General features: G+C 36.3%; 27 protein-coding genes. 7 read left to right on the top strand and 20 right to left on the bottom strand.

From position 1 onward, the window contains the following. Positions 1-52: 52 nt before the first annotated feature. The 3 genes from VKY50_RS05200 to VKY50_RS05190 form a co-directional block, all read right to left on the bottom strand. Positions 53-982 carry a diacylglycerol/lipid kinase family protein gene (locus VKY50_RS05200; protein ID WP_324299567.1) on the bottom strand — a complete coding sequence of 310 codons (930 nt, stop codon included), beginning with the start codon at positions 980-982 and terminating at the stop codon, positions 53-55. A gap of 15 nt (positions 983-997) precedes the next feature. After that, positions 998-1513: a hypothetical protein gene (locus VKY50_RS05195; protein WP_324299565.1), complete on the bottom strand. Its 516-nt coding sequence runs from the start codon at positions 1511-1513 to the stop codon at positions 998-1000. 126 nt (positions 1514-1639) lie between these two features. Continuing rightward, entirely contained in the window at positions 1640-2491 is an 852-nt protein-coding gene (locus tag VKY50_RS05190; protein WP_324299563.1) for an SDR family oxidoreductase, read from the bottom strand. Between the two features lie 211 nt (positions 2492-2702). Between VKY50_RS05190 and VKY50_RS05185 the strand changes: the two genes are divergently transcribed. Further along, a complete protein-coding gene (locus VKY50_RS05185) occupies positions 2703-3065 on the top strand; it encodes a hypothetical protein (RefSeq protein WP_324299561.1) in 363 nt (120 codons plus the stop codon). 191 nt (positions 3066-3256) lie between these two features. After that, positions 3257-4279: an AraC family transcriptional regulator gene (locus tag VKY50_RS05180; RefSeq protein ID WP_324299559.1), complete on the top strand. Its 1023-nt coding sequence runs from the start codon at positions 3257-3259 to the stop codon at positions 4277-4279. Positions 4280-4348: 69 nt separating this feature from the next. On the opposite strand, the gene VKY50_RS05175 is transcribed toward VKY50_RS05180, so the two are convergent. From VKY50_RS05175 to surE, 4 genes are all read right to left on the bottom strand, one after another. Then, on the bottom strand, positions 4349-4999 hold the full coding sequence (locus VKY50_RS05175; RefSeq protein ID WP_324299557.1) for a flavodoxin family protein: 651 nt from the start codon (positions 4997-4999) through the stop codon (positions 4349-4351). A gap of 33 nt (positions 5000-5032) precedes the next feature. Next, entirely contained in the window at positions 5033-6061 is a 1029-nt protein-coding gene (locus tag VKY50_RS05170; RefSeq protein ID WP_324299555.1) for a helix-turn-helix domain-containing protein, read from the bottom strand. 203 nt (positions 6062-6264) lie between these two features. Further along, positions 6265-6735 carry a DUF892 family protein gene (locus VKY50_RS05165; protein ID WP_324299553.1) on the bottom strand — a complete coding sequence of 157 codons (471 nt, stop codon included), beginning with the start codon at positions 6733-6735 and terminating at the stop codon, positions 6265-6267. Positions 6736-6878: 143 nt separating this feature from the next. Further along, on the bottom strand, positions 6879-7610 hold the full coding sequence (gene surE, locus VKY50_RS05160; RefSeq protein WP_324299551.1) for a 5'/3'-nucleotidase SurE: 732 nt from the start codon (positions 7608-7610) through the stop codon (positions 6879-6881). Between the two features lie 238 nt (positions 7611-7848). Here surE and VKY50_RS05155 point away from each other — a divergent pair, with 238 nt between their 5' ends. Further along, the gene (locus tag VKY50_RS05155) at positions 7849-8349 is read left to right on the top strand and encodes a pyridoxamine 5'-phosphate oxidase family protein (protein WP_324299549.1); all 501 of its coding nucleotides are present in this window, start codon (positions 7849-7851) and stop codon (positions 8347-8349) included. 46 nt (positions 8350-8395) lie between these two features. On the opposite strand, the gene VKY50_RS05150 is transcribed toward VKY50_RS05155, so the two are convergent. From VKY50_RS05150 to VKY50_RS05105, 10 genes are all read right to left on the bottom strand, one after another. Then, on the bottom strand, positions 8396-8977 hold the full coding sequence (locus tag VKY50_RS05150; RefSeq protein ID WP_324299547.1) for an urea carboxylase-associated family protein: 582 nt from the start codon (positions 8975-8977) through the stop codon (positions 8396-8398). Then, positions 8974-9642, bottom strand: a complete 669-nt coding sequence (gene gntA / locus VKY50_RS05145) for a guanitoxin biosynthesis heme-dependent pre-guanitoxin N-hydroxylase GntA (RefSeq protein ID WP_324299545.1) — start codon at positions 9640-9642, stop codon at positions 8974-8976. The genes VKY50_RS05150 and gntA overlap by 4 nt, the downstream gene beginning before the upstream one ends. 131 nt (positions 9643-9773) lie before the next feature. Beyond that, the gene (ligD, locus tag VKY50_RS05140) at positions 9774-10580 is read right to left on the bottom strand and encodes a non-homologous end-joining DNA ligase (protein ID WP_324299543.1); all 807 of its coding nucleotides are present in this window, start codon (positions 10578-10580) and stop codon (positions 9774-9776) included. Between the two features lie 2 nt (positions 10581-10582). After that, positions 10583-11158: a DNA polymerase ligase N-terminal domain-containing protein gene (locus VKY50_RS05135; protein ID WP_324299541.1), complete on the bottom strand. Its 576-nt coding sequence runs from the start codon at positions 11156-11158 to the stop codon at positions 10583-10585. Between the two features lie 163 nt (positions 11159-11321). Next, on the bottom strand, positions 11322-11732 hold the full coding sequence (locus tag VKY50_RS05130) for a hypothetical protein (RefSeq protein WP_324299539.1): 411 nt from the start codon (positions 11730-11732) through the stop codon (positions 11322-11324). Positions 11733-11739: 7 nt separating this feature from the next. Then, positions 11740-12609: a DUF2391 family protein gene (locus VKY50_RS05125; RefSeq protein ID WP_324299537.1), complete on the bottom strand. Its 870-nt coding sequence runs from the start codon at positions 12607-12609 to the stop codon at positions 11740-11742. Positions 12610-12840: 231 nt separating this feature from the next. Next, positions 12841-14331 carry a potassium/proton antiporter gene (locus tag VKY50_RS05120; protein WP_324299535.1) on the bottom strand — a complete coding sequence of 497 codons (1491 nt, stop codon included), beginning with the start codon at positions 14329-14331 and terminating at the stop codon, positions 12841-12843. 575 nt (positions 14332-14906) lie between these two features. Beyond that, complete coding sequence (locus tag VKY50_RS05115) at positions 14907-16211, bottom strand: hemolysin family protein (protein ID WP_324299533.1); 1305 nt, start codon at positions 16209-16211, stop codon at positions 14907-14909. Between the two features lie 189 nt (positions 16212-16400). Further along, a complete protein-coding gene (locus VKY50_RS05110; protein ID WP_324299531.1) occupies positions 16401-16862 on the bottom strand; it encodes a COG2426 family protein in 462 nt (153 codons plus the stop codon). Positions 16863-17187: 325 nt separating this feature from the next. Then, the gene (locus VKY50_RS05105) at positions 17188-17517 is read right to left on the bottom strand and encodes a YegP family protein (protein ID WP_324299530.1); all 330 of its coding nucleotides are present in this window, start codon (positions 17515-17517) and stop codon (positions 17188-17190) included. 215 nt (positions 17518-17732) lie between these two features. Between VKY50_RS05105 and VKY50_RS05100 the strand changes: the two genes are divergently transcribed. The 4 genes from VKY50_RS05100 to VKY50_RS05085 all read left to right on the top strand — a co-directional run bounded on the left by VKY50_RS05100 (position 17733) and on the right by VKY50_RS05085 (position 20105). Further along, positions 17733-18671 carry a ketopantoate reductase family protein gene (locus tag VKY50_RS05100; protein ID WP_324299528.1) on the top strand — a complete coding sequence of 313 codons (939 nt, stop codon included), beginning with the start codon at positions 17733-17735 and terminating at the stop codon, positions 18669-18671. A 6-nt stretch (positions 18672-18677) separates the two neighbouring features. Further along, positions 18678-19274 carry a Crp/Fnr family transcriptional regulator gene (locus VKY50_RS05095; RefSeq protein ID WP_324299526.1) on the top strand — a complete coding sequence of 199 codons (597 nt, stop codon included), beginning with the start codon at positions 18678-18680 and terminating at the stop codon, positions 19272-19274. A 107-nt stretch (positions 19275-19381) separates the two neighbouring features. Continuing rightward, positions 19382-19663, top strand: coding sequence for a hypothetical protein (locus VKY50_RS05090; protein ID WP_324299524.1), 282 nt, complete (start codon positions 19382-19384; stop codon positions 19661-19663). Between the two features lie 49 nt (positions 19664-19712). Beyond that, positions 19713-20105, top strand: a complete 393-nt coding sequence (locus VKY50_RS05085; protein ID WP_324299522.1) for a group III truncated hemoglobin — start codon at positions 19713-19715, stop codon at positions 20103-20105. Positions 20106-20220: 115 nt separating this feature from the next. Here the strand turns inward: VKY50_RS05085 and VKY50_RS05080 are convergent, their stop codons facing one another. From VKY50_RS05080 to VKY50_RS05070, 3 genes are all read right to left on the bottom strand, one after another. Then, the gene (locus VKY50_RS05080; protein WP_324299520.1) at positions 20221-20658 is read right to left on the bottom strand and encodes a Fur family transcriptional regulator; all 438 of its coding nucleotides are present in this window, start codon (positions 20656-20658) and stop codon (positions 20221-20223) included. Positions 20659-20857: 199 nt separating this feature from the next. Next, positions 20858-21439, bottom strand: a complete 582-nt coding sequence (locus VKY50_RS05075; RefSeq protein ID WP_324299518.1) for a DUF3347 domain-containing protein — start codon at positions 21437-21439, stop codon at positions 20858-20860. A 24-nt stretch (positions 21440-21463) separates the two neighbouring features. Continuing rightward, on the bottom strand, positions 21464-23116 hold a 1653-nt coding region (locus VKY50_RS05070; RefSeq protein WP_324299516.1), incomplete at its 5' end, for an efflux RND transporter periplasmic adaptor subunit.

Genomic DNA, 23116 nt, shown 5'->3' with positions numbered 1-23116 from the left:
GATTTTTTTTCTACCAGAGGCTATCATCAAAACCCTATATTTTTGCCTTATTTTAAGTATAGGTGATATTTTTAACAAAAGGAATCCTAGAATTCCGCACCATGAGTTGTATCGGATCGCCATGATAATTTCCAATAAACTGATCATCTATGTGACAATACTTTCCACTACTTTTAATGTTTAAATGTGGGGTCTTTATGGAAATTATAAAATCTAATACGGGGGAGGCAGTTTTGACCCCTTGTAGCAGATTTCGAAGATAATTTGAAAAGTCATCTCTTCGGTCTTCAGAAATTAAAACCAAATGAAAGAAAGCAGTGCCAATATCACAAGAGGGCGCTAGTGGGATATTTGGTCCCATATGCTTTACTTTCATCACCTCGGCCAAAATAAAGGAACCTTCAATGGTAAGTTTATCTGTTTTAACCTTTAACCTTTGAGCTTTAGCTTGCCCAATTACATCAATGAGTCTATGGAGTGCCAGCTGTAGTTTTACCTTAGATGAATACGTCGTTTTTCCTTTACCAGGCTTCCTTTTTAATAGTTTTGGAAACACCCCAAAACCTAAACTTTCTATAAAGAATTGCTGGTCTTGTATATTTTCAATCGCCCCATGATGGTAGTACTCAACCTTATTTAGATCAAACTCAATCCTACCACCAGTAGGATTGCCCTGAATATAAACGGATTTCGCAATATTATTAGCCTTACCGCAAGGGCATAAAATAATAGGACTCATAAAATCAACCTTCTTGTCATAAGATGCCATAAGTTTCTTAAACACCTTACGTACGGTGCCATCACCACCAGCTAGTAGAATAGGATGTGTTGGATTGAACTCAAAAGTATTCCACCGTTGAGCCTTTGTGGAGATATACTGCACTTTGCTTGAAAATCTTGCCATCATCCCAATTAACCATTCTTTACTATGGTTTGCCATGCCTGCATTGGGATTATGTATAATTTGTATCGTTTTTATCATGCTCTAATGATCGTGCTACGTTTTTGTCAATAAGGGTTCGGTTCGCACAAAATAACTGGTAAGTTTTCCCCATTGATAGCGTTGCATTCCTAACCATCCACCCCAAGCCATGAGCGTGTTTATAAATTTCCGATTTCCAGCCTTTGTTCCGGTATTATTAATCACTTCATTTCGGCCAATTTCATAACCATATACCCTTGTCCCTTCAATGGCTACCTTAAAAATGCTACTGGCTTTTTCCTGTAAAAAATGAGCTACTTCATAAGGGGAATCTTCCAGAGGATTGCTCATAGGATGAACAATAAAGTACGCTTTAGAATCGTCCGTATAAATTTCTGTCACCCGCACCCAATTCTCTGGCATCCCCAAAGGAAATATGATCTTGATATAACTTCCTAGTTCTAATAGTGTGGAGGAGTGAATTAGATTAGGATCATATAACTCAAATTTAGCAGTAAAAAAACCCAAATCTGACCAGTCATTTACTTTAAACAGTCGTGATCGAGCATGTTCAAATTGAGCTTTTGCCATGCTTAAACTCCCATGCTTGCAGTAATTTTTAAAACACCTATTTCTAAAACCAAACATACTAAATGATTTTTGTGGTGAGACATCCCATCTTGTTTGCGTGTAATTATCCGTATTCACTCCCAATAACTAACCACCTACAATAGTACCTCCATTTAAATGAATGGTTTGACCCGTCATATAGGAACTATCCTCACTGGCTAAAAAGACATATCCAGGACCTAATTCTGCAGGTTGTCCAGCTCTACCCATGGGGGTATTTTGTCCAAATTTTTCATAAGATTCAAATGTAGCAGGGATTAGCGGTGTCCAGATGGGGCCTGGTGCCACAGCATTGACCCGAATACCTTTCTCTGCCAGTGAACGTGAAAGTGCACGTGTAAAGGATAGAATTGCTCCCTTAGAGCTCGAATAATCAACTAACGTAGGATTCCCACGGAATGCTGTAATGGAGGTTGTGTTGATTATTGTATCACCTTCATTTAGATATTCTAGGGCTGCTTGAGTGAGGTAAAAAAGTGGGAAGACGTTGGTTTGAAACGTAGTTTCCATATTAATTAAATCCATTTCCCGGAAATCCTCTTCTTGAAATTGCATGGCTGCATTGTTAACAAGTATATTGAGTCCGCCAAACCTGTCCACTACTTTTTCAATGGCGTCACGACAAAACTGTGAATCCTTGATATCTCCTTTAATTAGGAAACACGCTCCGCCCATTTGTTCAATGTCACGCTGAAGCTTGAGCGCATCTTGCCGCTCATTAAAATATAAAATAGCAACTCCTGCCCCTTCCATAGCAAAATGCAATGCACAGCTTGCTCCTATACCACTATCACCACCTGTAATCAGGGCTACTTTTCCCTTTAACTTATCACTTCCCTTATAACCCTCTCGAACCATAATGGGTTGGGTCTTCATATCAGACTGAAGACCGGGTTGCTTTTTTAAATCTTCTTTTGGAAAAACTTTAGGATATTTCATAATTGCTTTTTTTTTAAGGTTAACATCTCGATGTGTATTCCATGGGAATTTACTAAAATGTGTTTCTGAAATTGAACGTTTCCCTTAATAGGGTTAACAATAAGTCTAAATGAATTAAAAAATCCTTGTGGTATGTTTATGGTCACTATTTTTTCCAAATGGGGTAATGACTCCTAGTGGAGTAAAGTACTTTAAACATAAAATTTGGTTTATGGGAAATTTACACCACAACTATCAGCGCGAAGGAAAAACAAAACCCTTAAGAGATATCTTTAAAATTATCATGCAGCATTATGGTGCGTCTTGGTCCGAAGTGGGCCAGCATTATAACATGGAGCAATTCGAAAAGCATCATAGACAGGTAGATGATCTTTGTAAAAAACTTGGAATACACCCAAATTATGACCAAAAGTTGTCCTCTGAAAAATTTACTCGAGGCGACTTAGCGAATTCTTTTACATCCAAATATGTAGTGATTATGAATTTACTCCATAAAAAGAAGGAATTGACAATTGTTAAATTAAAGCAAATTAAAAGAGAAATAAATATAATTTTCACTAACTTGTTGACTTAGATAGATATAATCTATACCATCCGTCCTCCCAGCTACTGAATAAAAGGCATGTAAATAGATGGTAATTAATAACAACGAAGCTTTTTTGTAACAGCCATAAACTGTTACTTTATTAATATAGTTAGTTATTGGTCATGGTAACATATGACCTATTTAAACCGATGTATATAGAAATTTTAAAAAGCTTTATTATGAAAAGTTCGATTTTAAATGACAATGACATAAATGAAATATTTAGCCTTCTTCTTAAACGCTTCTCTGGAGAATTGACCTCAGAACAGGGTGAATTTCAACTAAGTACGCTGTCTGAAAAAATCAAAGGAACTATTAATGGTAAGAGCTATTCCAATGCCATATCGTTTATTAAATGTTCCATAAGGGTTCACCAGGAGTTTCAATTTAAAATCGCATCCGATCACTGTCCTTCCTTTTTGTATTTTGTCTTTTGCAACCAGGGAAATCTAATGCATCGTAATCCCACCGAGAGCGCATTCAGCCCGATTTACCAGCATCAAACGGCTGTTATAAAACCTAACAAACATGGACTTGAATTCTTAATTCCAAAGAGTCCGAATACCCAGCTCATTATTCTTAAAATTCATCCAAGACTATATTTAAAAAAGGAAAAATTCAATTACAAGCTCAATCAAAAACTACTGAACATTTATCAAGAATTCGACGCCAGAGAAGACTATTCCCATTATGGAAATTACAACCTTAAAATTGGGGATTATTTTAATGAAATAGACAATATCCAAGAACGAGGTTCTATTAAAGATATCATGTTGGAAGGTAGAATTAAACTTCTCTTGGCCGTTTTAATCAAACAGTACAAAGATGATCTTAAAAATCGCAAAAAAATAAAAGGTCTCACCACTCATGAATTAAAAACGATAACAGCGGTAGCGGAGCACATTAAAGAGAACCCAGCGGCCTGCTACTCTATTAAAAAGTTAACAAAAACATTCGTAATATCACCATCAAAACTTCAAAAAGGATTCAAAATTTTATATAATCGAACCGTGGCCGATTATATAAAAAATGTCCGTGTTGAAGCGGCGGAAAATATGATTAAGAACAGAAATTGCACCATTTCTGAAATCGTTTACGACATCGGGTTTAGTAGTAGGAGTTACTTTTCTAAAATATTTAAAGAAAAATACAAGTGTAGCCCGAAGCACTATCAGGAGAAGTTGAAATTATCCAACTTCTAACTATTGCATATTAACCTATATTTTTGGATGGCCTCCTTACATAAAATAAATAATGCCATTTTTTAGCTTTTACTTACTCATTATTTTGGCCTTCTGGTTAACCTGGGAAAGTTTAATTGGATAAGGGTTATCTTTGAGTAATTTGGCCAAATGTACCATATTGTGCACCATAATGAGGAGCATATTATTTGTAAACTCATGTTTGTCTCCTTCTGCCTCTATATAACTAGGCCCAGGTCCTGCTTCGCCCACATAATAACTAAAAGGGTTTACCGCTAAGGTAAAGCCATGTTCTGATAGATCAAAAAGAATGCTTGATATAGCCTTTTTAGCTCCATCTTCGTTGCCATCCACTAGCGCACCAGCTACTTTGTTGTAGGTCATGTACTGATCATTTTGGTTGTGATCATCTGAAAACAAGCCATCCATTCGCTCCGATACCATCTTAGCAATGGAACCTCTATCACCTCTCCAAACTGGAGTTGCGATAATAACAATATCAGCTTGTTTAATTTTATTGTGAATTGCAGGCCATTGATCACCACTTCCCATATCGGTTGAATTACCAAACTTTATAGTATAATCAATGACTCGTATGACCTCTGTTTCAACGTCAAGTTCCTTAAAAATAGTAATTGATTTATCAATAAATGCCCGAGTATTGGATACCTCTGGTGATTTTTTTAATGTACAATTTAAAAAAAGTGCTTTAAGAGCCATTATAAATGATTTTAAGTTTAATACAATTAGTTATCAAACACATTGTCTTTTTGACCTAATTAAGTCTTGATAATCCTTAGGACTACAATGATACTTATCCTTGAAGATCTTGGAGAAATAACTACGGGAGGTAAATCCTATTTCATATACAATTTCTGAGATCGTACACTCCCTACTTTTTATCATCTCTTCGGCTATTTCTACTCTCAAGTTCTTAATGTAATTTGATACCGTACGATTAAATAAAATTTTGAATCCTTTTTGAAGCTTGGAAGGTGAGATTTTAAATTTCTCGGTTAAGTCCTTTACCGTATGAGGAAGGGCGTAATTCTGGTCGATATAATCTGAAATCTGTTTAACTTTTCTCAAATCTGAACTATTAAGATCATATGGTTTAGTACTCTGAAATAATTCATTATCGCATTGCTTTAGCAGTTTTGCTAATATGAGTTTTACTTGTCCTTCTAGGAAAACCTCTCTTAATAACCCCTCGTGTTTTAATTCGTTCAGTTCTTTAAAATGATCACACACATATAAATTTAAACTTCCATAATGAGCATTTCCATCACGTTTATTAAGCTTTTTGTAGATAGCCGTTAAACAATCGTTGAATTCAGAATTGATCGATTTGTTTTTTAAATAATGGACAGGATCCATTTTGATAAATAAAATTTCTTGTGTGTAATCTTCCAGAAAATGAAGTCTGATATTCGATAAACCAGGGCTAATAACCACGGATTGATTCTCATATATAGGACGATATAAACCTCTATCTCGAATTTCATGAGTTATTTTTCCCCTATTACAATATATAAAATAGAGTGATGTGGAAGATTGTACTGGTTGTAAAACCATAGCAAAGCGCTCCTTTACCGAAATCTGGCACCGTATAAAAGAAATTGAATCTGAAAACTCGCTTCCTGTAAAAATTCCCTGTGTATCAAAATCTCGGATTTTTAAGTTATAGCCTCCACCTTCTTGCGTAAGTTCCCCTTCCAATTGGGAGGTGAGTTGCCTAAATATACTATCCATACTATGATCTAACAATCTAATTGTCTTCATCTTAAATAAGTTAAATTAATAGTAGATTTTGGAGGGAATTTAAAGGTCAAAATTGACCTGTGCTTTTCAAGTTACAAATTAATTATCACAATTACAGGAACTTATACGATTTTAAGAGAATTTTAATCCAGTAGACATGCCAGGGCTCCATAAATAGATTAATTCCGCTCGAATCATTTAATATAAGTGCCTTTTTTAAAAATTTAATAAATCTGATCCTTTTCTAAACTTGCAACAGTAATAAGATTTTGGTGCTCTCCGTCTAGAATCTCACTAAGTACTCTAGTATCTTCTTGATAGTTCAATATATTGGTATAATACAAAGCGGCGCTATAAATTGAAATTTTAAAATGGACCAACCGTTGTGTCTCGACCATCAGTCCAACATTGAGTACCTCTTCCTGGGTCGCTCCCTTGATGAATTCTTGGGTTTCTCGCAAATAAGCTTGTACCATCAAACAGGTAACTTCCCTATTATTCTCTAAGTACCCTTGAACTAATTTAGAAAGGGCTTGTTTATTATCCTTGGTTTTTTCGAGTTGTATCTCTAAAACTTCATTTAAGAGTCGGTTTGTGGCTTTACTGGCCATAATCGAGAGCCCTTCTACCAATTGTATCTCTGCACTGTAGATATAGTGCAGGTGATATTCATATAATTCACTGATCGTTCTCATCCATATTGCTTTTATTGGGTTTAAATGTGAAAATAGAAACAACCCTGCAGTGTTTTTAATCCTATTGCGAATATTCATACCTTAAAAAAAGTCAAACAGCAATTTTATAACATATAAACACCTCTAAACTACTTCAATTAAGCTTAATGGATACGCTCTTCATTATCTAAAAATCGATTATCTGTCAAATCTAAGAGCATAGGAGTAATGCTAATTTTTCCCTGTTTTACTGCCCAGCGGTCTGAACCTTTTTCTTCCGCTTCAATAGGTGAAACAGTAAACCAATAGTGATTTCTCCCCATTGGGTCTTTACTGGCGATCACCTTTCCATCATAGTGAAGAACGGCTTGTTTGGTCCAGATAATCTCCCCATCTGGTGCAAACGGGAAATTTATATTTAGTAGATCGGGCTTTTCTAGGTGAATCACATTTGATAATGTTTTATGAACATAGGCCTCTAGGTGCGCAAAATCGACTTCTTTACTACTGAGAGAAACACTCAATGCAATTCCTCTTTGATTAAATAGCACTGCTTGTCTGGCAGCAGATAATGTTCCAGAGTGCCATGCCGAATTGCCTAAATTGGCCCCCATATTAATCCCAGATAATACAAGGTCAAAATCTTTAAACAAATGTATCCCCATAGCTACACAATCAGCCGGGGTGCCGTTTACCCTATAGGCCTCTATGTCTTGAAAAACTATTGGAGAAGTTTTATATGAAATTGGCCTATTGGCTGTAATGGCATGGCCCATTGAAGATTGTTCAACATCTGGAGCCATAACAACAACCTTCCCAAAGGAAGAGGCTACTCTTGCCAAACAAGCCAATCCAGGACTATAAATACCGTCATCATTGGTCACTAAAATTTTCATAATTAGCTTTTTTTAAATTACAAACCTCTTTTATAAGCTACAAAAACGGCTCATCCTTCCTTAGCTCTAATCCAAAAATTGTGATCGTATTTCATCAAGTCAGCGGTATTTCCACCTAAGATGCATCGGTAGAGAAATTAATTTGAAATGCCTTTAAAAGCGTCAATATTTTCGCTATTTGAATCATTAAAAAGCTAATAAAAGCAATAGCTTTGACTGAACAATAAATCGAAAAATTATGAAAACAACGTATTTAACAAGAGAAGAATCTATTGACAAGCTCAGAGAAATTGTAGCGAACGTACCAGTGGGAGTTATGCTTTCGAACTTAACAAGTCTACCCTTAGGCGCGAATCCAATGGAAGTTAAAACGGTGGATAACGATGGGGGTATTTGGTTCTTAAGTTCAGTTGAGAGTGATCATTACAGTAATATAATGTCTGACAAAAGAGTGCAATTAGTATTTAGTCATCCAGATGAAATGCAATTTTTAAGTATCTATGGCCATGCCATAATTTACACCAATAGAACGCTTTTGGAAGAACTTTACACCGCCAGTGAAGACCAGTGGTTCGATGGCGTACACGATGTCAAATTAATTGGAATCAAAGTCGAGCCATCCTCCTCTTTTTACTGGGATAAAAAACAGAATAAATTTGTAGAATTTTTAAAAAATTTATTTAGTTCCGATTCTTCAAATGACAATGACAATGAGACCATGGGAAGAATAAACCTCTAAAAATTAACTAAACTAACTACTTCCTATCCTTCTCTGCACTGGCAAATTATGACCTCACCTCGTAGGTAATGGATTTAAAGCTTCCACCATTACTATCTTTAGCAGAACAGGCGGTTAATGCGACAATTAAATCCATTTCTGCTTTAAATTCTATATAGTCTCCTGCTTTAGCCTTTGGTGGTAGTACCCTTATGGAACCATCCTTACCTATGTCGACATTCATAAATAGATTGAATGCTGTTGGGATAACATCCTTTTTAATGCCGTACTTTTGCAAGGCGTAACTAAGATTTCCCAAACAACTTGGCGAAGGATCATGAGAATCGTAAAAATGAGCAAATGTTTTGGCATCACAAGGTGCTAATAAGAAATCATTCCTGCCACAGGTGTCCTCCACTATAAAGACCATTTTATTGCTTCGATTGCTCCAGATATAATTTCCTTTGGTAATTAAAATAGTTTCTTCATAATCAAAGGTTTTACCCGAGGATAATTTTTCATCCGTGTCATGGGCGTTTATCAATATCATATCAGAAACTTGTTCTCCTTCTGGATTATGAACCAAAAGACGTTGATCCTTTTTTAAATTAAAAGAGACCCCGGTACGAGGCGGTAAATGATTGGTCATTTCACGGGTTTTTCAAAATATGGACATTTCCATCGTTTATCAACTATTCTTCCACTGTATTGCATGGCTTCACTCTCTTTTCCAAAATCTTTGAGCATCGGATTGATCGAACCTTGTAGTCTTTTATCTCTTTGTCTTATACGCTTTTTTACATGATCAAAGGCTCCCATTTTTCGCAATTTTTCAAATTGGCTATGGTAGTTAAATACCAGTGAAACAAATGGCATTCGTCTAGCCTTCCTGGGACTATTTGGAAACATTCCCACAATATAAAACGCAGCACCAGCAATACTAAAACTATAATTATTATCATGTAATTTTTCACTTACGGATGGATCCCAATCATAAGCATCCATTGCATTGAGCTTGTAAAGCACTTCCCAAAGAAATAATTCAAATTCTTCAACATCCTCCATTACAAGATCCGGAAATACAGCAATCAAAGAGGTAAAGACATTGGAATTGGGATTTTTGGTCAACACTGAATTTTCAATAAAAGTATACAATTTTTTGATTTCGTTAAAAGAGCTGCCCTGAAGTACAATAGTATCCACCGCATTTTCTTCAATCACAGACTGCGCCATTAAGCATGGATGATCTCCTTCAACAATAAATTCTTTAATGGCTCTTGTTACTTTATTTCTTGGAAGATTAATAGAATTCATAATATACTTTTTTTAAGTACGTTAATACTTGTTGAAATTTTAAGCTCTCACCTGCTCAAATGTATTCTATATCAGGACCAACCTTTAACTCATTCCGCAAATTACTTAACTACAACACGCGCGAAAGCACTTTAGTGATTTCTCCATTTGGATATATTTCCTAAATTAAATTCTTGAGCACTTTCAATGTTTGACAATTCCTTCCACGATATGGGAGTGGCAATACTCGCTTTGGGTGTTGCTCGTAGGGAGAAGGGACATATCACGGTTTGACCGTAAGAATTTCTAGGGTAATCGATAAATATTTTGCCATCCCTATCTTCTTTTCTCATTGCAATGGTTAGAAGCTCTGGATAACGAGAAGCCAAATCTATTGCAAAGCCCTTTACTTCTTCCCTTGATTGATCGAAGGTTTGGGTTCTACGTTTGGTATACCATAAATGAAGTCCATTTTTACCGCTTGTGGTTAATTTGCAACGGATTCCTTGTTCCCCTAAAAATTCCCGAATAACCTCTGCTGCTTTTTTAAGTGATTCAAAGGATCCAACTGCAGGGTCTAAATCAAACACTACCTTATCTGGTTTATTTAGTTTATCGATCCTCGATAACCATATATGGAATTCAATGGTAGCTTGATTGGCAAGGTAAAGCAAAGTTTTTATGTTGTTACAGACTACCGTTGTATTTTTTCCACCTTCGGTTTCTATCGCTATCGTTTTGATAAAATCTGGGAAATAATCTGATGCATTTTTTTGAAAAAAACCGTTTTGGTCAATCCCGTCAGGAAACCGGCGCAGGGTCAATGGTCGTCCTTTCAAGAAAGGCATTATTTGACCAGCAAAATTTTTATAATAGTTAATAACATCCAGCTTAGAAGCATTAGATGCTGGAAATAGAATTTTTTCAGGATTAGTAATCGCTACACCGTGTATTTTCATCTTTATTGCTCTTTTTCTATTCCTTGGAGCGTCCTACCACTTACAACGCTTTTATTTTGGGTACTTACGGGGTTTTTACGACCGTCAGCGTGCATATCATCCTTTTTGATCATCAACCAGTTCCCTTTTTGGCTTCCAGAATTCATTTTCACAAGAGAATACCCTCCTTGAATTTTATTACCATTTAGTAAGATTTCCATAACGCCATTTTTATAGGCCGTTGCAAGGGAATTATTGTCATCAGAGATATCTCTGTAGGTTCCTTTATCCCAGATCATCACAGTGCCGCCTCCGTACTGGTCCTCAGGAATAGTTCCTTCAAATTCAGCGTATGCCAATGGATGATCCTCTGTTGGGATAGCCATCCGTTTTTCATTTGGGTCGGTACTGGGACCTTTTGGAATAGACCATGACTTTAAGACACCTTCAACCTCCAGCCTAAAATCGAAATGCAAGTTTGTCGCTTGATGTTTTTGTATGACAAAACGTTGCCCATTTTGAGAGCTATCAGCTTTACTCCCCTTTGGTTCCTTTGTTTTAGTAAAATCTCTTTTTTTATTGTAGGTGTCAATATCCATAATTAAAACATTTAAAATCAATAGTTTATCAAAAGTTACTAAAACCACTAGAAAAAGAATCTTAACAAACCTATAAAATTGATCCTTCGAAGGTATAAGGTTAATTTTGTCATCAAAAGAGCTAATAACCACCTCGAGATCTATTTAAATCCTTGAATATAACTTATAACAGCACTTGGGTTTGAGATAAACTATGGGGTTTGATAATGGATCGAAATAATCTGGATATTAACGGAAAGACCCTCATTGGGCAAAGCAGCAACCGTAGCACTTTTTTTGACTTGGATGGAAGATATTCCATAGTGATGGTAATGGTATCAATTACTTTTTTACCTCTTATTATCTGGCACCTGACCACCACTTGTTGTGCTGTGGTATCCCCAGTGTTTTCGACCACTACTCTATGCATTTTAGTGGTCGAATCATAGGAGGTACTTACCTTAATGTTTGGCGGAGCACTACTGAGGTTGAACATATTATAAATGAGATACCCCATTAGACCCAGTATAGCGATTACTCCCAATAGGACTGTTACAGCCTTGACAAGATTCCTTTTTTTATGATTTTCATCCATCTTAAGATTACTTAATTAAAAGTCTTCCTGCGCTAGCTCCAATGGTAGCTGGTATTGAAAGTACTATGGTTTTAGCTAGGAGTATATCGAAATTACACTGACCACATTTGCCAAATTCAAAGAAATATAACAATAACAACGCGACAAAAAGGGCAGCTAAACAGGCGATCACCAGATGTAATAATACTTCCCTAACACCCTTTTTGAAAGTTTGAGTATTTTTAAAATCAATGAAATAAAAAATAACAACACTCAATGATAGGTTCAAAAGCACCATCAGTAGTAGATGAAAATTTTTACTGGTAATGGCAATGATTAAAATTTCCTCTGTCGCAACAACTGGTGCAGAGAAAAGAATAGCTCCACATAGTGAAAGTATCCATAATTGCAGGGTTGAAGGATTCTTTGGCTGGTTTTTCTTTTCTTTTTTATTTTCTTTTACTTGCCAATCCGATTGTTCCTCATCGCGCTGCTTATCTTGGCCTAACTGCGCTGTACCTACCGAAATTCCAATGGCACCTATCATAGATTCTACAATTACTTTACCCATAATTTCATCCATGGACATTTGAAAATTTATCTTGTTAACTAGTCTTGAAAATAAGATGGTGACTATCAAAGCGATCCCTATTTCTTCAGCAGACTCTTTCGCGATATCCTTAAAGCTACTATCTGGCCTCAACCCTGTATATTTGTTGTAACCAAGTAGCATAACAAAGGTAAATACTATAAAAACTAGCAATTTTTCATTAGAAGCCGTAATTCCAACCCACCATAATTCCATGGTATAATATAAAGGGAGGCTGAATAAAAGCCCCCCGATAACTCCCCTCCCATATTCCTTTAGCGTAATTGTTTCTTCTTTGTTGAGAATCATATCGCTTAGATTGGTTACTGAACCTCCGCTGAGGTCCGCCTCTAAATTAACCTAAGTAATTAATAGAAATGGCTTTGAAAATGAAAAAAGTTAACGCAATACGAAGTCACCCTAGTATGATTCATAAATTTGAAATCTAAAGGGGCTATATACTAAATTGAACAACTTAGAAAAGAATAATTAATTAAAGGGCTTTACTAAAAGATGTGAAAAATTATAATGTGGTTCCCATTACACCATTCCCAATCGCTCATAAGTCTCACTTAGCGCCTGATAATCGTCTGTAATTACCAAAAGCTTATCATTTTCCATTAGTTGAGTCTTACCATTGGGAACGAAGAACAGCGATCCCCTTTTGACCATTACTACGATGGTTTTCTCTGGCAAACGTAGATCCATTAAATGGTTACCATTCTCTAAAGCAACTTTTGTCACCTTTAACTCAGAAGTAATTGACTTAATTTCATCTGAAAACTCCACATCGAAATTTTTCAAAGCCTTTATTCTCGACGGTTCTTCTACAAGACCTAACCATTTTGCCATAGGTGAAAGTGTGGTCCCTTGTATAATTAACGAAACTAAGGTACAGAAGAAAACGATATTGAACATCAATCTAGCGTTAGGAACATCAGCAGCCAATACCATGATAGCAAATATAATTGGAACAGCGCCACGCAAACCTACCCAGGAAATAAATGTTTTATCCTTTAAAGACATCTTTGTAAAGGGTAATAAACTTATAAATACACTCAGGGGTCTTGTCAATAGGATCATAACTAAACTTATAATAAGACCTGGAACGATAATTTGGAGTAATTCTGAGGGATTAATTAACAACCCAAGCGTTAAGAACAATAGCAGTTGACTCATCCAAGCCATACCATCAAAGAAATTAAGTGCGGAACGTTTGTGAACAAATCGAGAGTTCCCAAGGACAAGTCCACCTATATATACGGCTAAAAAACCATTTCCTTTTACAAAATAAGTAAATGAGAATATAAAAATACAAAACGTAAAGACCATAATAGGATACAACGATTTGTTATCAATATCCATTTTATTAATGGCAAATACAGCAAGTTTTCCAAGGTAGTACCCTGCGATGCATCCCACGGCTAGTTGTACAATAAGATTACCAAAGGCAAACAAGTAATTTGGTTCCGAATCCATTCCCACAATGCCTATTAAAGTTATGGTTAACACATAAGCCATCGGGTCGTTACTTCCGCTCTCTAGCTCTAGCATTGGGCGGAGGTTGTTCTTTAAGTGCAATCCTTTTGATCTTAAAATAGAGAATACGGATGCGGAATCCGTCGAGGACATTACGGAGCCCAGTAACAGGGACGCCAAAAGACCAATCCCAGCGGCAGGCATGGTCAATCCAAGGACATACCAAATGGCTAAACCAGTAAAAATAGCCGTTAATAAAACACCCACTGTAGCCAATGTCACTCCTTGTTTTGCTATGGGTTTTATATCATCAATTTTAGTATCCATTCCCCCAGAAAATAAAATAATACACAGGGCAACTGTACCAATAGTTTGAGCAAGTTCTATGTTGTCGAATTCTATACCAAAGCCATCTCTACCAAAAAGCATTCCCACACCCAAAAATAAAAGTAAAGCAGGAACTCCAAACTTATATCCAGCCTTACCAGCTAAAATACTCAAGAAGAAAAGAATTGAAATTCCAAATAAAACAAGCTCAACCGATATTCCCATATAATCAAATTTTAAAATCTATAAAAAATTCTGCAAACCCTAAATCGAGATTAAACTTCATCTTATCTGTGGGTCCTAGATACTACTAGTTTAGACGCTACTCTAAATCATAGTATCTTGCCTATTTACAATAAGTAACATCCCTTCTATCTAACATTAGAATCACAATTACTCCGAAAATTTGCGTTTTCAAATTTACGCCAAAAATACCAATAAAGTATTCAAACTAAATGGAGATACATCACTTTTTTTAACATATAATATGGATGCATACTATTTTAGTTTTTCCTATGATCAACTCTATTTTTTAGCTAAAACAGTTCATATCAATAGGGTATAGTAATCCATGCCATTGATACACCTACCATAAGATGCTAGCCGTACAATTATGGATCTTTTTTATTAGAAAAAACCCAACAATTTTATGTAAACTGATACATTATATCACACAAGTTCAACAACCAATAGGGGTATGAAATAGCTTTAAAAATAGGATTTTTTGACTAGAATAGGCATAAAAAGTGATAAATATTTCCAATGATCTACCTTGATCAAAAATATATTCATCAACAATTTTATTCAAGAAAGGACTTAGAAGAATCCGATTTTAAGCTCATTAAAACCTTATCAATCCGAACACCATCCATATCGATGATTTCAAATGAATACGAGCTGGTTTCAACGATATCGCCTGAGTGTGGCATTGCTTTCAATTGATCTATAAGGAAACCTGAAATAGTAGAATACCTTCCAGTATTGTCCTCAATCACCTTTTGAGAAAAATATTGATTGAGCTCCCAAATTGGAGTTCTTCCGCTAAGAAAGTAATCACCACTTTTACGCTTGGTGATGTGTTTTTCTTCTTCGTGCTCATCCTCATCAGGTAAATCCCCCATCACCGCCTCAATAAGATCATGAAGGGTAATAATACCACGAACACTACCAAATTCATCAACTACAACACCAAGGTATTGTTTTTCAACCTTGAATTGATTTAAAATTTTAAATGCTGGGGTGTTTTGAATAATAAAAATAGGAGGTGTCAAAATTTTATCTAGTGCAAAGTCTGGATCGGTGTAACTATCCAATAAGTCCTTTACATATACAACACCCTTTAAAACATCTAAACTACCCTCTCCTACTAAAAACCTAGAGTGCGCACTTTCCTTAATTTTATCAAAAATTTCTTCCTTGGTAGAATGGTAATCAATCCATTCGACTTCAAAACTGTGGGTCATAAGGGATTTGGCGGTCTGGTCGGTAAATGAAATCAGATTCTGCATCGCTTGACTTTCCTCTGTTTCCAATACACCTTGCTTTCCAGCTACTTTTAGGATAAATCGAAGTTCATCTTCACTTACTCTTTCCGAATCATTTTCCTTAATTCTAAGAATACGTAGAATAAGCTTGGTGGATAGGGATAATAACTTGACAAAAGGATAGGTTATCTTAGTAAAAATATTCACAATTGGCACGCAAAAAAGAGCAATGTTTTCTGGACTGTTCATAGCAATGGTTTTTGGAACCAACTCACCTAGGACAATAGTAAAATAAGTGATTGAGCCTATAACCACAATCATAGAGATGGACTCCACTGCACCACTCAAAAAGGAGAATTGTGATAAAAATTCAACCATATCATCTGTGAGCGTAGCCCCTCCGTAAGCACCAGCTACAATCCCAATTAAGGTAATCCCCACCTGCACAGAAGAAAGAAAATTTTCAGGGTTATCAAGAAGTCTAAGCACCAATAATGCATTCCTATTACCTTCATCTGCTCTATGCTGAATTCGGCTTTTATTGACAGAAACAAGGGCAATTTCTGATAGGGCAAAAAAACCATTGAGTAATGTTAAGATAAAGATAATAATGAGTTCCATATAAATTTTAATAATTATTCAAATATAGTGAAGTATCTGAGAATCTTTTACTGCATTAAATATCAAATACTATGGGAATACCTCATTAAAATATCGATGCTTCGTCAAACCGACTCTAAGCCAAACTCATGAAAATCAACTCAAAATTAGTATCAAAAATCCAGTCAACCTATCAACGGAAAGTAACCATTACTGATCAAGTCCTTGAATTGTTGCAATGGTCATTCCCCAAACAATGGCACAAGAAAGAAAAATTCCGATTGTGTTGGCCATAAAGGCTTGCTTTCTGTCCAACATAAACAGGTAAGTTGCGATAGTCCCAGCATATACTCCTGTCCCTGGTACAGGCAACATAACAAATATAAGCAGCCCCCAAAACCCGTATTTAGTCACATTTTTCTTGGCCCCAAACTTTGCTTTGCGAGCTACATAAAGCGCTGATTTTTTGTAGAACCGCCATTTCAAAAAGTATTTATTAATGGAATCAAGGAAAAACAACATCAAAGGATACACTAGGATGTTTGCACCAAAACAAATCAAAAAAGCGACGTATATATTAACTTCATTAAAAATAGCATATGGAATACCAACCTTCGCCTCTCCAAAAGGCGAAATACTCCATAACATTGCAATTATAATATCTTGAATCACTGCTGATATTTTTTCTGCAAAATTATTCTTTTAAATTCATTTTGCACTCTTTAAAAAAGAAATTAATCCATATTTTTCAAAGCTTTAACTTTTTGGCGCTATTGCATAACCATTATGAATCCAAATCTTCTTTTGGATTAGGTCAATTCCCTAATTAGGCTCATCAATACCTATCCCGCTAAAGCGCAATAGGATATCTCACTAATCTAGAAACGATTAGCAGTTTTTCAAAACTCAAATATGCTAAAAAAAGAAAACGCTATCCAATTGAGGTGTCATAACACAACCCAATTAATAGCGTTCACAATACGTTTTGAGGTAAATTTTAAGAGTTATCTACCACATCTGCACTGGGTGCATTGGATTTAACGGAGGCAATTCCATTTTCCATGGCACTGCTGGAAGAATACATTTCACTATTGCCAATTACCTGTCCATTTGATGCTTTTAGATTAAAATAAGGACTACCGTCTTTTGCTTCTAGACGTTCGAATAAATCATCGTTCTGAGAGTTCGTCTTTACAGATTCAATACCATTTTCGCAAGCAGATTTGGTAGTATATCCTTGACTACTCAGAATCACTTGTCCATTAGAAGCTTTTAAGTTAAATCTGTACTTGCCTCCCTTGTCTACGTTTATTTCAAATTTTCCCATATGAATTATTTGTTTTTCTAAATATATTAATTTTTTTTGAAACTATAACATCTCTATTTTCAGTCGCTCAGCGGAGGTTTTATTTTACTTTTTCCATTGATTTTTTTTTACCGGATCCAAAGCCTTTCCAGTCCTGGAATAATAAACCTAGCAGGGCAACCTAATGCTATAAACTAAATGATTTGTTAACTTTACGGCTCAACATTAAATATAGAATGAATATACTAATATATGGTATTGGAGGAATTGGTGGTTATTTTGGAGGGAAATTAGCTCTTACAGATCATCATATTACTTTTATAGCCAGAGGAAAACAATTAAAAGCCATTGAAGAGAATGGGCTTAAAGTAAAAAGTATTTTAGGAGATTTCCATTGTACACCAAACCTGGTAACCAACGATCTCACACAAGCACCCAGTCCCGATTTGGTGATCATGGGAGTGAAAAGTTGGCAACTCGCTCAAGCAGCTAAGCAAATAGCGCCTATACTCAGTGAGAACTCCTTAGTGTTACCACTTCAAAATGGTGTAGACAATCCCACAAAACTTATGGAGTATATTGACCAAAAACATGTGCTCAGTGGTTTTTGTAATCTTATTAGTTTTATCGAATCCCCTGGGGTTGTTTGTCATTTCGCTTTTAATCCAACCCTGACTTTTGGAGAGCTCGATAATACAAACTCTAAAAGGATACAAGAGATTGATGCGGTATTTAAACAGGCCGAAATAAAAAGTATCATTCCAAAGGACATTCATCGTGAGCTCTGGAAGAAATTTTTATTCATCACCACCATTAGTGCTATCGGTGGTTTATGTAGAGTTCCAATTGGAGAGCTGCGTGAAAGTTCGTATATTAATAATCTCATGCGTGGTACCGCCCAAGAAATCCTTACGGTAGCAAAAGCAAAGCAAGTGGATTTACGAGCAAAGGATATTGAACAGGTTTTTCAGACTATTGATGCGCTAGATGCCTTAAGTACCGCCTCCACACAACGGGATTTAATGGCAGGAAAACCTTCAGAATTAGAGACCTTTAATGGTTACATTGTCAAGCAGGCGAAAGAGTATGGGATTTCGGTACCCGTAAATGAAATGATCTATCAATGTCTGTTACCTATGGAAAGAAAAGCAAGAAACGAACACTTAAAAAAATAGTTGTTTATGATACCAGAGGAATTGTTGATACGCTACGGTGCTCACAACAAACTATACAGGAAAAATGAATTCATTTTTCAACAAGAGCAGCGCGCACATTTTTATTATCAAATCGTTTCAGGTGAAGTTAAAATGAACAACTATCGGGAGAACGGAAAAGAGTTTATACAAAGCTTTTTCGCTGCTGGGCAAAGCTTCGGAGAACCACCACTTTTCTCAGATATCACCTATCCCGCAAATGCTTTGGCCACTGAAGATTCTGAAATACTATGTCTTAAAAAGGAACGATTTATAGAACTTCTTCTAGAGAATCCTAAAATACATCTTGAGGTAACCACTGCCATTGCATCTCGCCTATATTATAAGGCTATAATGGCCTCAGAGATTTCTTCTCAAGAACCAGAACATTGTATCCTTCGTATCCTGGATTACCTAAAGGAAGATGTTTATAAATTAACAGAACCATTTTCTTTTAGAGTTGATCTAACCCGACAGCAGATTGCGGATCTAACTGGGTTACGCGTAGAAACTATTATCAGAGCAACCAAATCCTTAGAAAAGAAAAATGAAATAAAGATTAAAAAAAGAAAGATTTATCGATAATTAATTTTTGAGTTAAGGCGATTATTAAGGAATTGTTCATTATGATTCAAATCATAAAAAAGGAGGTAAATGCATCCTAATTTTACACCAACTTAATATTCGATACAATGACACTATATAACAAATATCTAAAAATTTTCGAGAAGTCCTTTTACCTGTATATTTCATTTGGGATATTACTCTCCAGTTGTGTTGGAGGGGTAGCCGCAATGCTTGTACTAATGAATGGAAGTGGACCAATTGAAATGTTTGAATTATTTCTTATCACATGTGTAGCGATGGGTTATAACACCGCTGTATTAGCCAATTTAAAACCCAGGATCACTTATAATATTTTATTAGGAAGCGTTGGAGTTAACCTCCTTATTATACTTTTGAATATTTTTTAACTATCATTGTAGAAGTAGCGTTTTTATAATTGTTTTTGATAATAAAATTATGAGTAAATCTGATATTACAAACCTCGATGATGTAAAGCGATTAGTGGATGTATTTTACGGAAAAGTTCGTAAAGATACGCTGCTTTCTCCCATCTTCGAAAAGGCTATAGGAGATCATTGGGATACTCATTTAAACAAGATGTATCAGTTCTGGCAAACCGTGCTACTAGAGGAACACACCTATTACGGTTCACCATTTCTTCCACATACAAAGCTCCCCATTAAAAAAGAACACTTTCAGCAGTGGTTACTGCTTTTTAATGAAACGCTAAAAACTGAATTTGACGGTGAAATTGCCGAAGAAGCAAGTTGGAGAGCTCACAAAATGGCTGAAATGTTTCAAATGAAACTTGAATACATGGAAAACAACAACTCCAAACCTCTAATTTAAAACCAATATAACAACCTCCTCCTTATCAAGATTGTTAGGATTTTAAATACTCATATACGGGAGGACAGACACCCCAATACTTTCTTAATTCAAGAATGTATTGGGGTTGTTATATCTAGGCACATTGATCGCAGATTCCTTTGGCGATAAAGTTTAAATCATGTATTTCATACCCGTTTGGTAATGAAACATTCGGAATTTGCTGGTCCCTAAGGCAACTTGTTTTTTTACAGCGTTCACAATAGAAGTGCAAGTGCTGATCTCTGTGATGGTTCTCCTGACAATTACTTTGACAAAGTGCATAGGCCATTACACCATTGCCTTGCTCGATGGCATGTGCTACCCCTTTTTTTTCAAACGTTTTTACCGTTCGGTAAATTGTGGTTCGATCCACTGGAATTTCTAACGAACTATTGGTTAAAAATACCGTCTCGATATCGGTAAGGGAAATGGCGCCTTTAGCCTCTTTTAGAATATTGTATACCAAAAGACGCATTGCCGTTGGACGTATTTTTTTCTCTTGTAATCGATCTTCAATAAGGCCTGTATCCATACCATTCTTTTTAATTCTTAAACCACAAAAACCGTTGTAAATTTAAAAGGTAAAACAATTATGCTCCTGTGCTATATGGAATCCATTGCGATTCCATAATTTTTCCTAGGCTTCCTTACAAAGGTACTGATTTCAACACAATTACCTACCAAAATAAAGGGAATAAAAAAGACAGTAGCCTCCTTTACGAAAGTAAACCTTACCCCCTAATCTCCTTCTGTATTACCCCGCAATGTAGCATGCTTGCTCCGAAATAAGGATTTTTAATTTCTTTTTGAGCACTCAACCACACCCCTCCTTGGTTATTGTTGTACATTGGACAATACTGCTGATAAAGCTGCCCAGGGGTACCAGTTAAACCAACCAATTCAATTAAATTTTTGCTCAGGTGAAGAAATTGAGCTCTTTGCCTTGCAATATCACTTGTTAATAGCTGTTTTGCTAGCTCCTTAGACTGTTCAATAATTTTAGTTAACCCAACCTTGTCATCTGCTTTAAAATGATTTAGATTAAAGCCTTCAAGAGCAGTTAATAGTTCCTTGGATAAGAAGGCAGTCGCCTCTGGATTATCGGCAACTAGAGCATCTTTTAGTTCCAAGTATTGTGCGATTACTTCTCCAGACTGATTCTCAGTGGCTTGTTCGGGCTTGCTTGAAGCTTCTTCCGATTTGACTACCTGGTTCTTCGTATTGCTTTCTTTAGGCTCAGAATTACAGGCTGATAGGATCATAATCCCTATCATTAACAGTGATACAACCTTGATAACATTTAAATTTTTCATCGTATTATAATTAAAAATTAGTGATTAATTAATCGCTCTTACCACTTCACCACAATAGCGCATTTGGCTCCCAAAATATGGATTCATAACCTCCTTAGAACGGCTAAGCCAATTGGCGCCTTGATCGCTATTTGCCATCGGACAATGCTGTAGATAGATGGTTTGTATACTTAACTCAAAGGATTCAAGGGTATAGATCATCAGTTCGGAGACTAATTCAAAATAAGCCCGTAGCCCATCAATGTCCTTTGCTAAGGTCATTTTTTTGGCCTTGTCAAACTGGGAAACCACCTCCTCCCATACCTGTTGCGTTTTCGCATCTTCTTGAGGTAGATTTACCTTCTCCACCGCCTCCCATAGTTGGGAGGTAAAGGCTTTGGCATTCTGGAAATCATCCTCAACAAGAGCATCCTTTAGCTTTAAATAGGTATCTATGAGTTGTTTAATGGCCATTTGATTCCGCTGGTTTAAATCCATTTTATGTTCAACACTGGGAAGTTCAAAAAGCGTGCTTTCTGTAGCTCCTAAAGCCTGGTTTTTCGGTGCCGTCATCATACTGGGTTTACCTGCAAGCTGAGCTGCGGCATCAACCGTAAAGGTCCCATTGACCACAATTTCTTCCGCTGGGTTAAGACCTTGAGCAATCATATAAGCCCCCCCGAGTTCTGCTCCTAAAACAACATTTCGCAGTTTAAAACCGCCATGTTCTTTTACATAAACGATAGAGCGCTCTCCTGTCCATAAAACCGCACTTTTAGGTACACTTAACTGCCCTTCTTCTTGCACAGGTATTTCCAAAATTCCAGTGGCAAACATGCCAGGCTTTAATCTACCCTCTGAATTATCCACCACTACCCTGGCCGAAGATACCCGCGTCTGATCATTTAAAAGGGGATCAACGAAATCCACTTTACCCACAAAGGTTTCCCCTGGAAGTGACCCCACTGTAAAGCTTATGGTACTACCCTCTTTGATCCAATTGATGTTCCTCTCATAAGCATCAAATTGCACCCATAATTGTTCCAGGTTTGCAATTTGGTAGATCGCCTCACCTTGCTTAATATAATCCCCTAGCTCCACAAGTTTTTCAGTAACAACTCCTCCAACATCGGCATAAATAGTAAATTGATCGCTCACTTGGCCTCGCTCAATAATGTTGTTAATTTGTCTGTCGGTAATTTTCCATTGCTTAAGTCGCTCTTTAGCCGCTTCAAATAATACTGGATTACTCGCTCGAATCGAATATGCTTGTAAAAGCTCTTTTTGAGCTGTCATTAATTCTGGCGAATATAACCGTGCCAAGGCCTGCCCCCTAGATACGGTTTCTCCTGTAAAATTGACCATTAATTGTTCTACTCTTCCAGCGATATGACTTGACTGAACATAGGAGCGACGTTCATCCACCGCTACTTTCCCATTAAGACGAATTTGGCCAGCATCATTTTTTTCCCCAACTACCATCGTTTGAACATTTGCCAATTTTTGAGCATATTCTGACATTACAACAAGCGCTGGATCCTCGTGGAGATTATCCATTGAAACCGAAATAAGCTCCATACCACATATCGGACAATCTCCTGGTTCATTTTGACGAATTTGAGGATGCATTGAACAGGTCCAAGTGGTAGATGCCATATGGTTATGCTCCTGATTAGTTTGATCGGCTTTATTGGAGCT

The organism is Galbibacter sp., assembly GCF_035306585.1.
Taxonomy (GTDB): domain Bacteria; phylum Bacteroidota; class Bacteroidia; order Flavobacteriales; family Flavobacteriaceae; genus Galbibacter.
The sequence above is the reverse complement of the archived record's forward strand: the minus strand, read 5'-3'. Positions and strand labels throughout refer to the sequence as shown.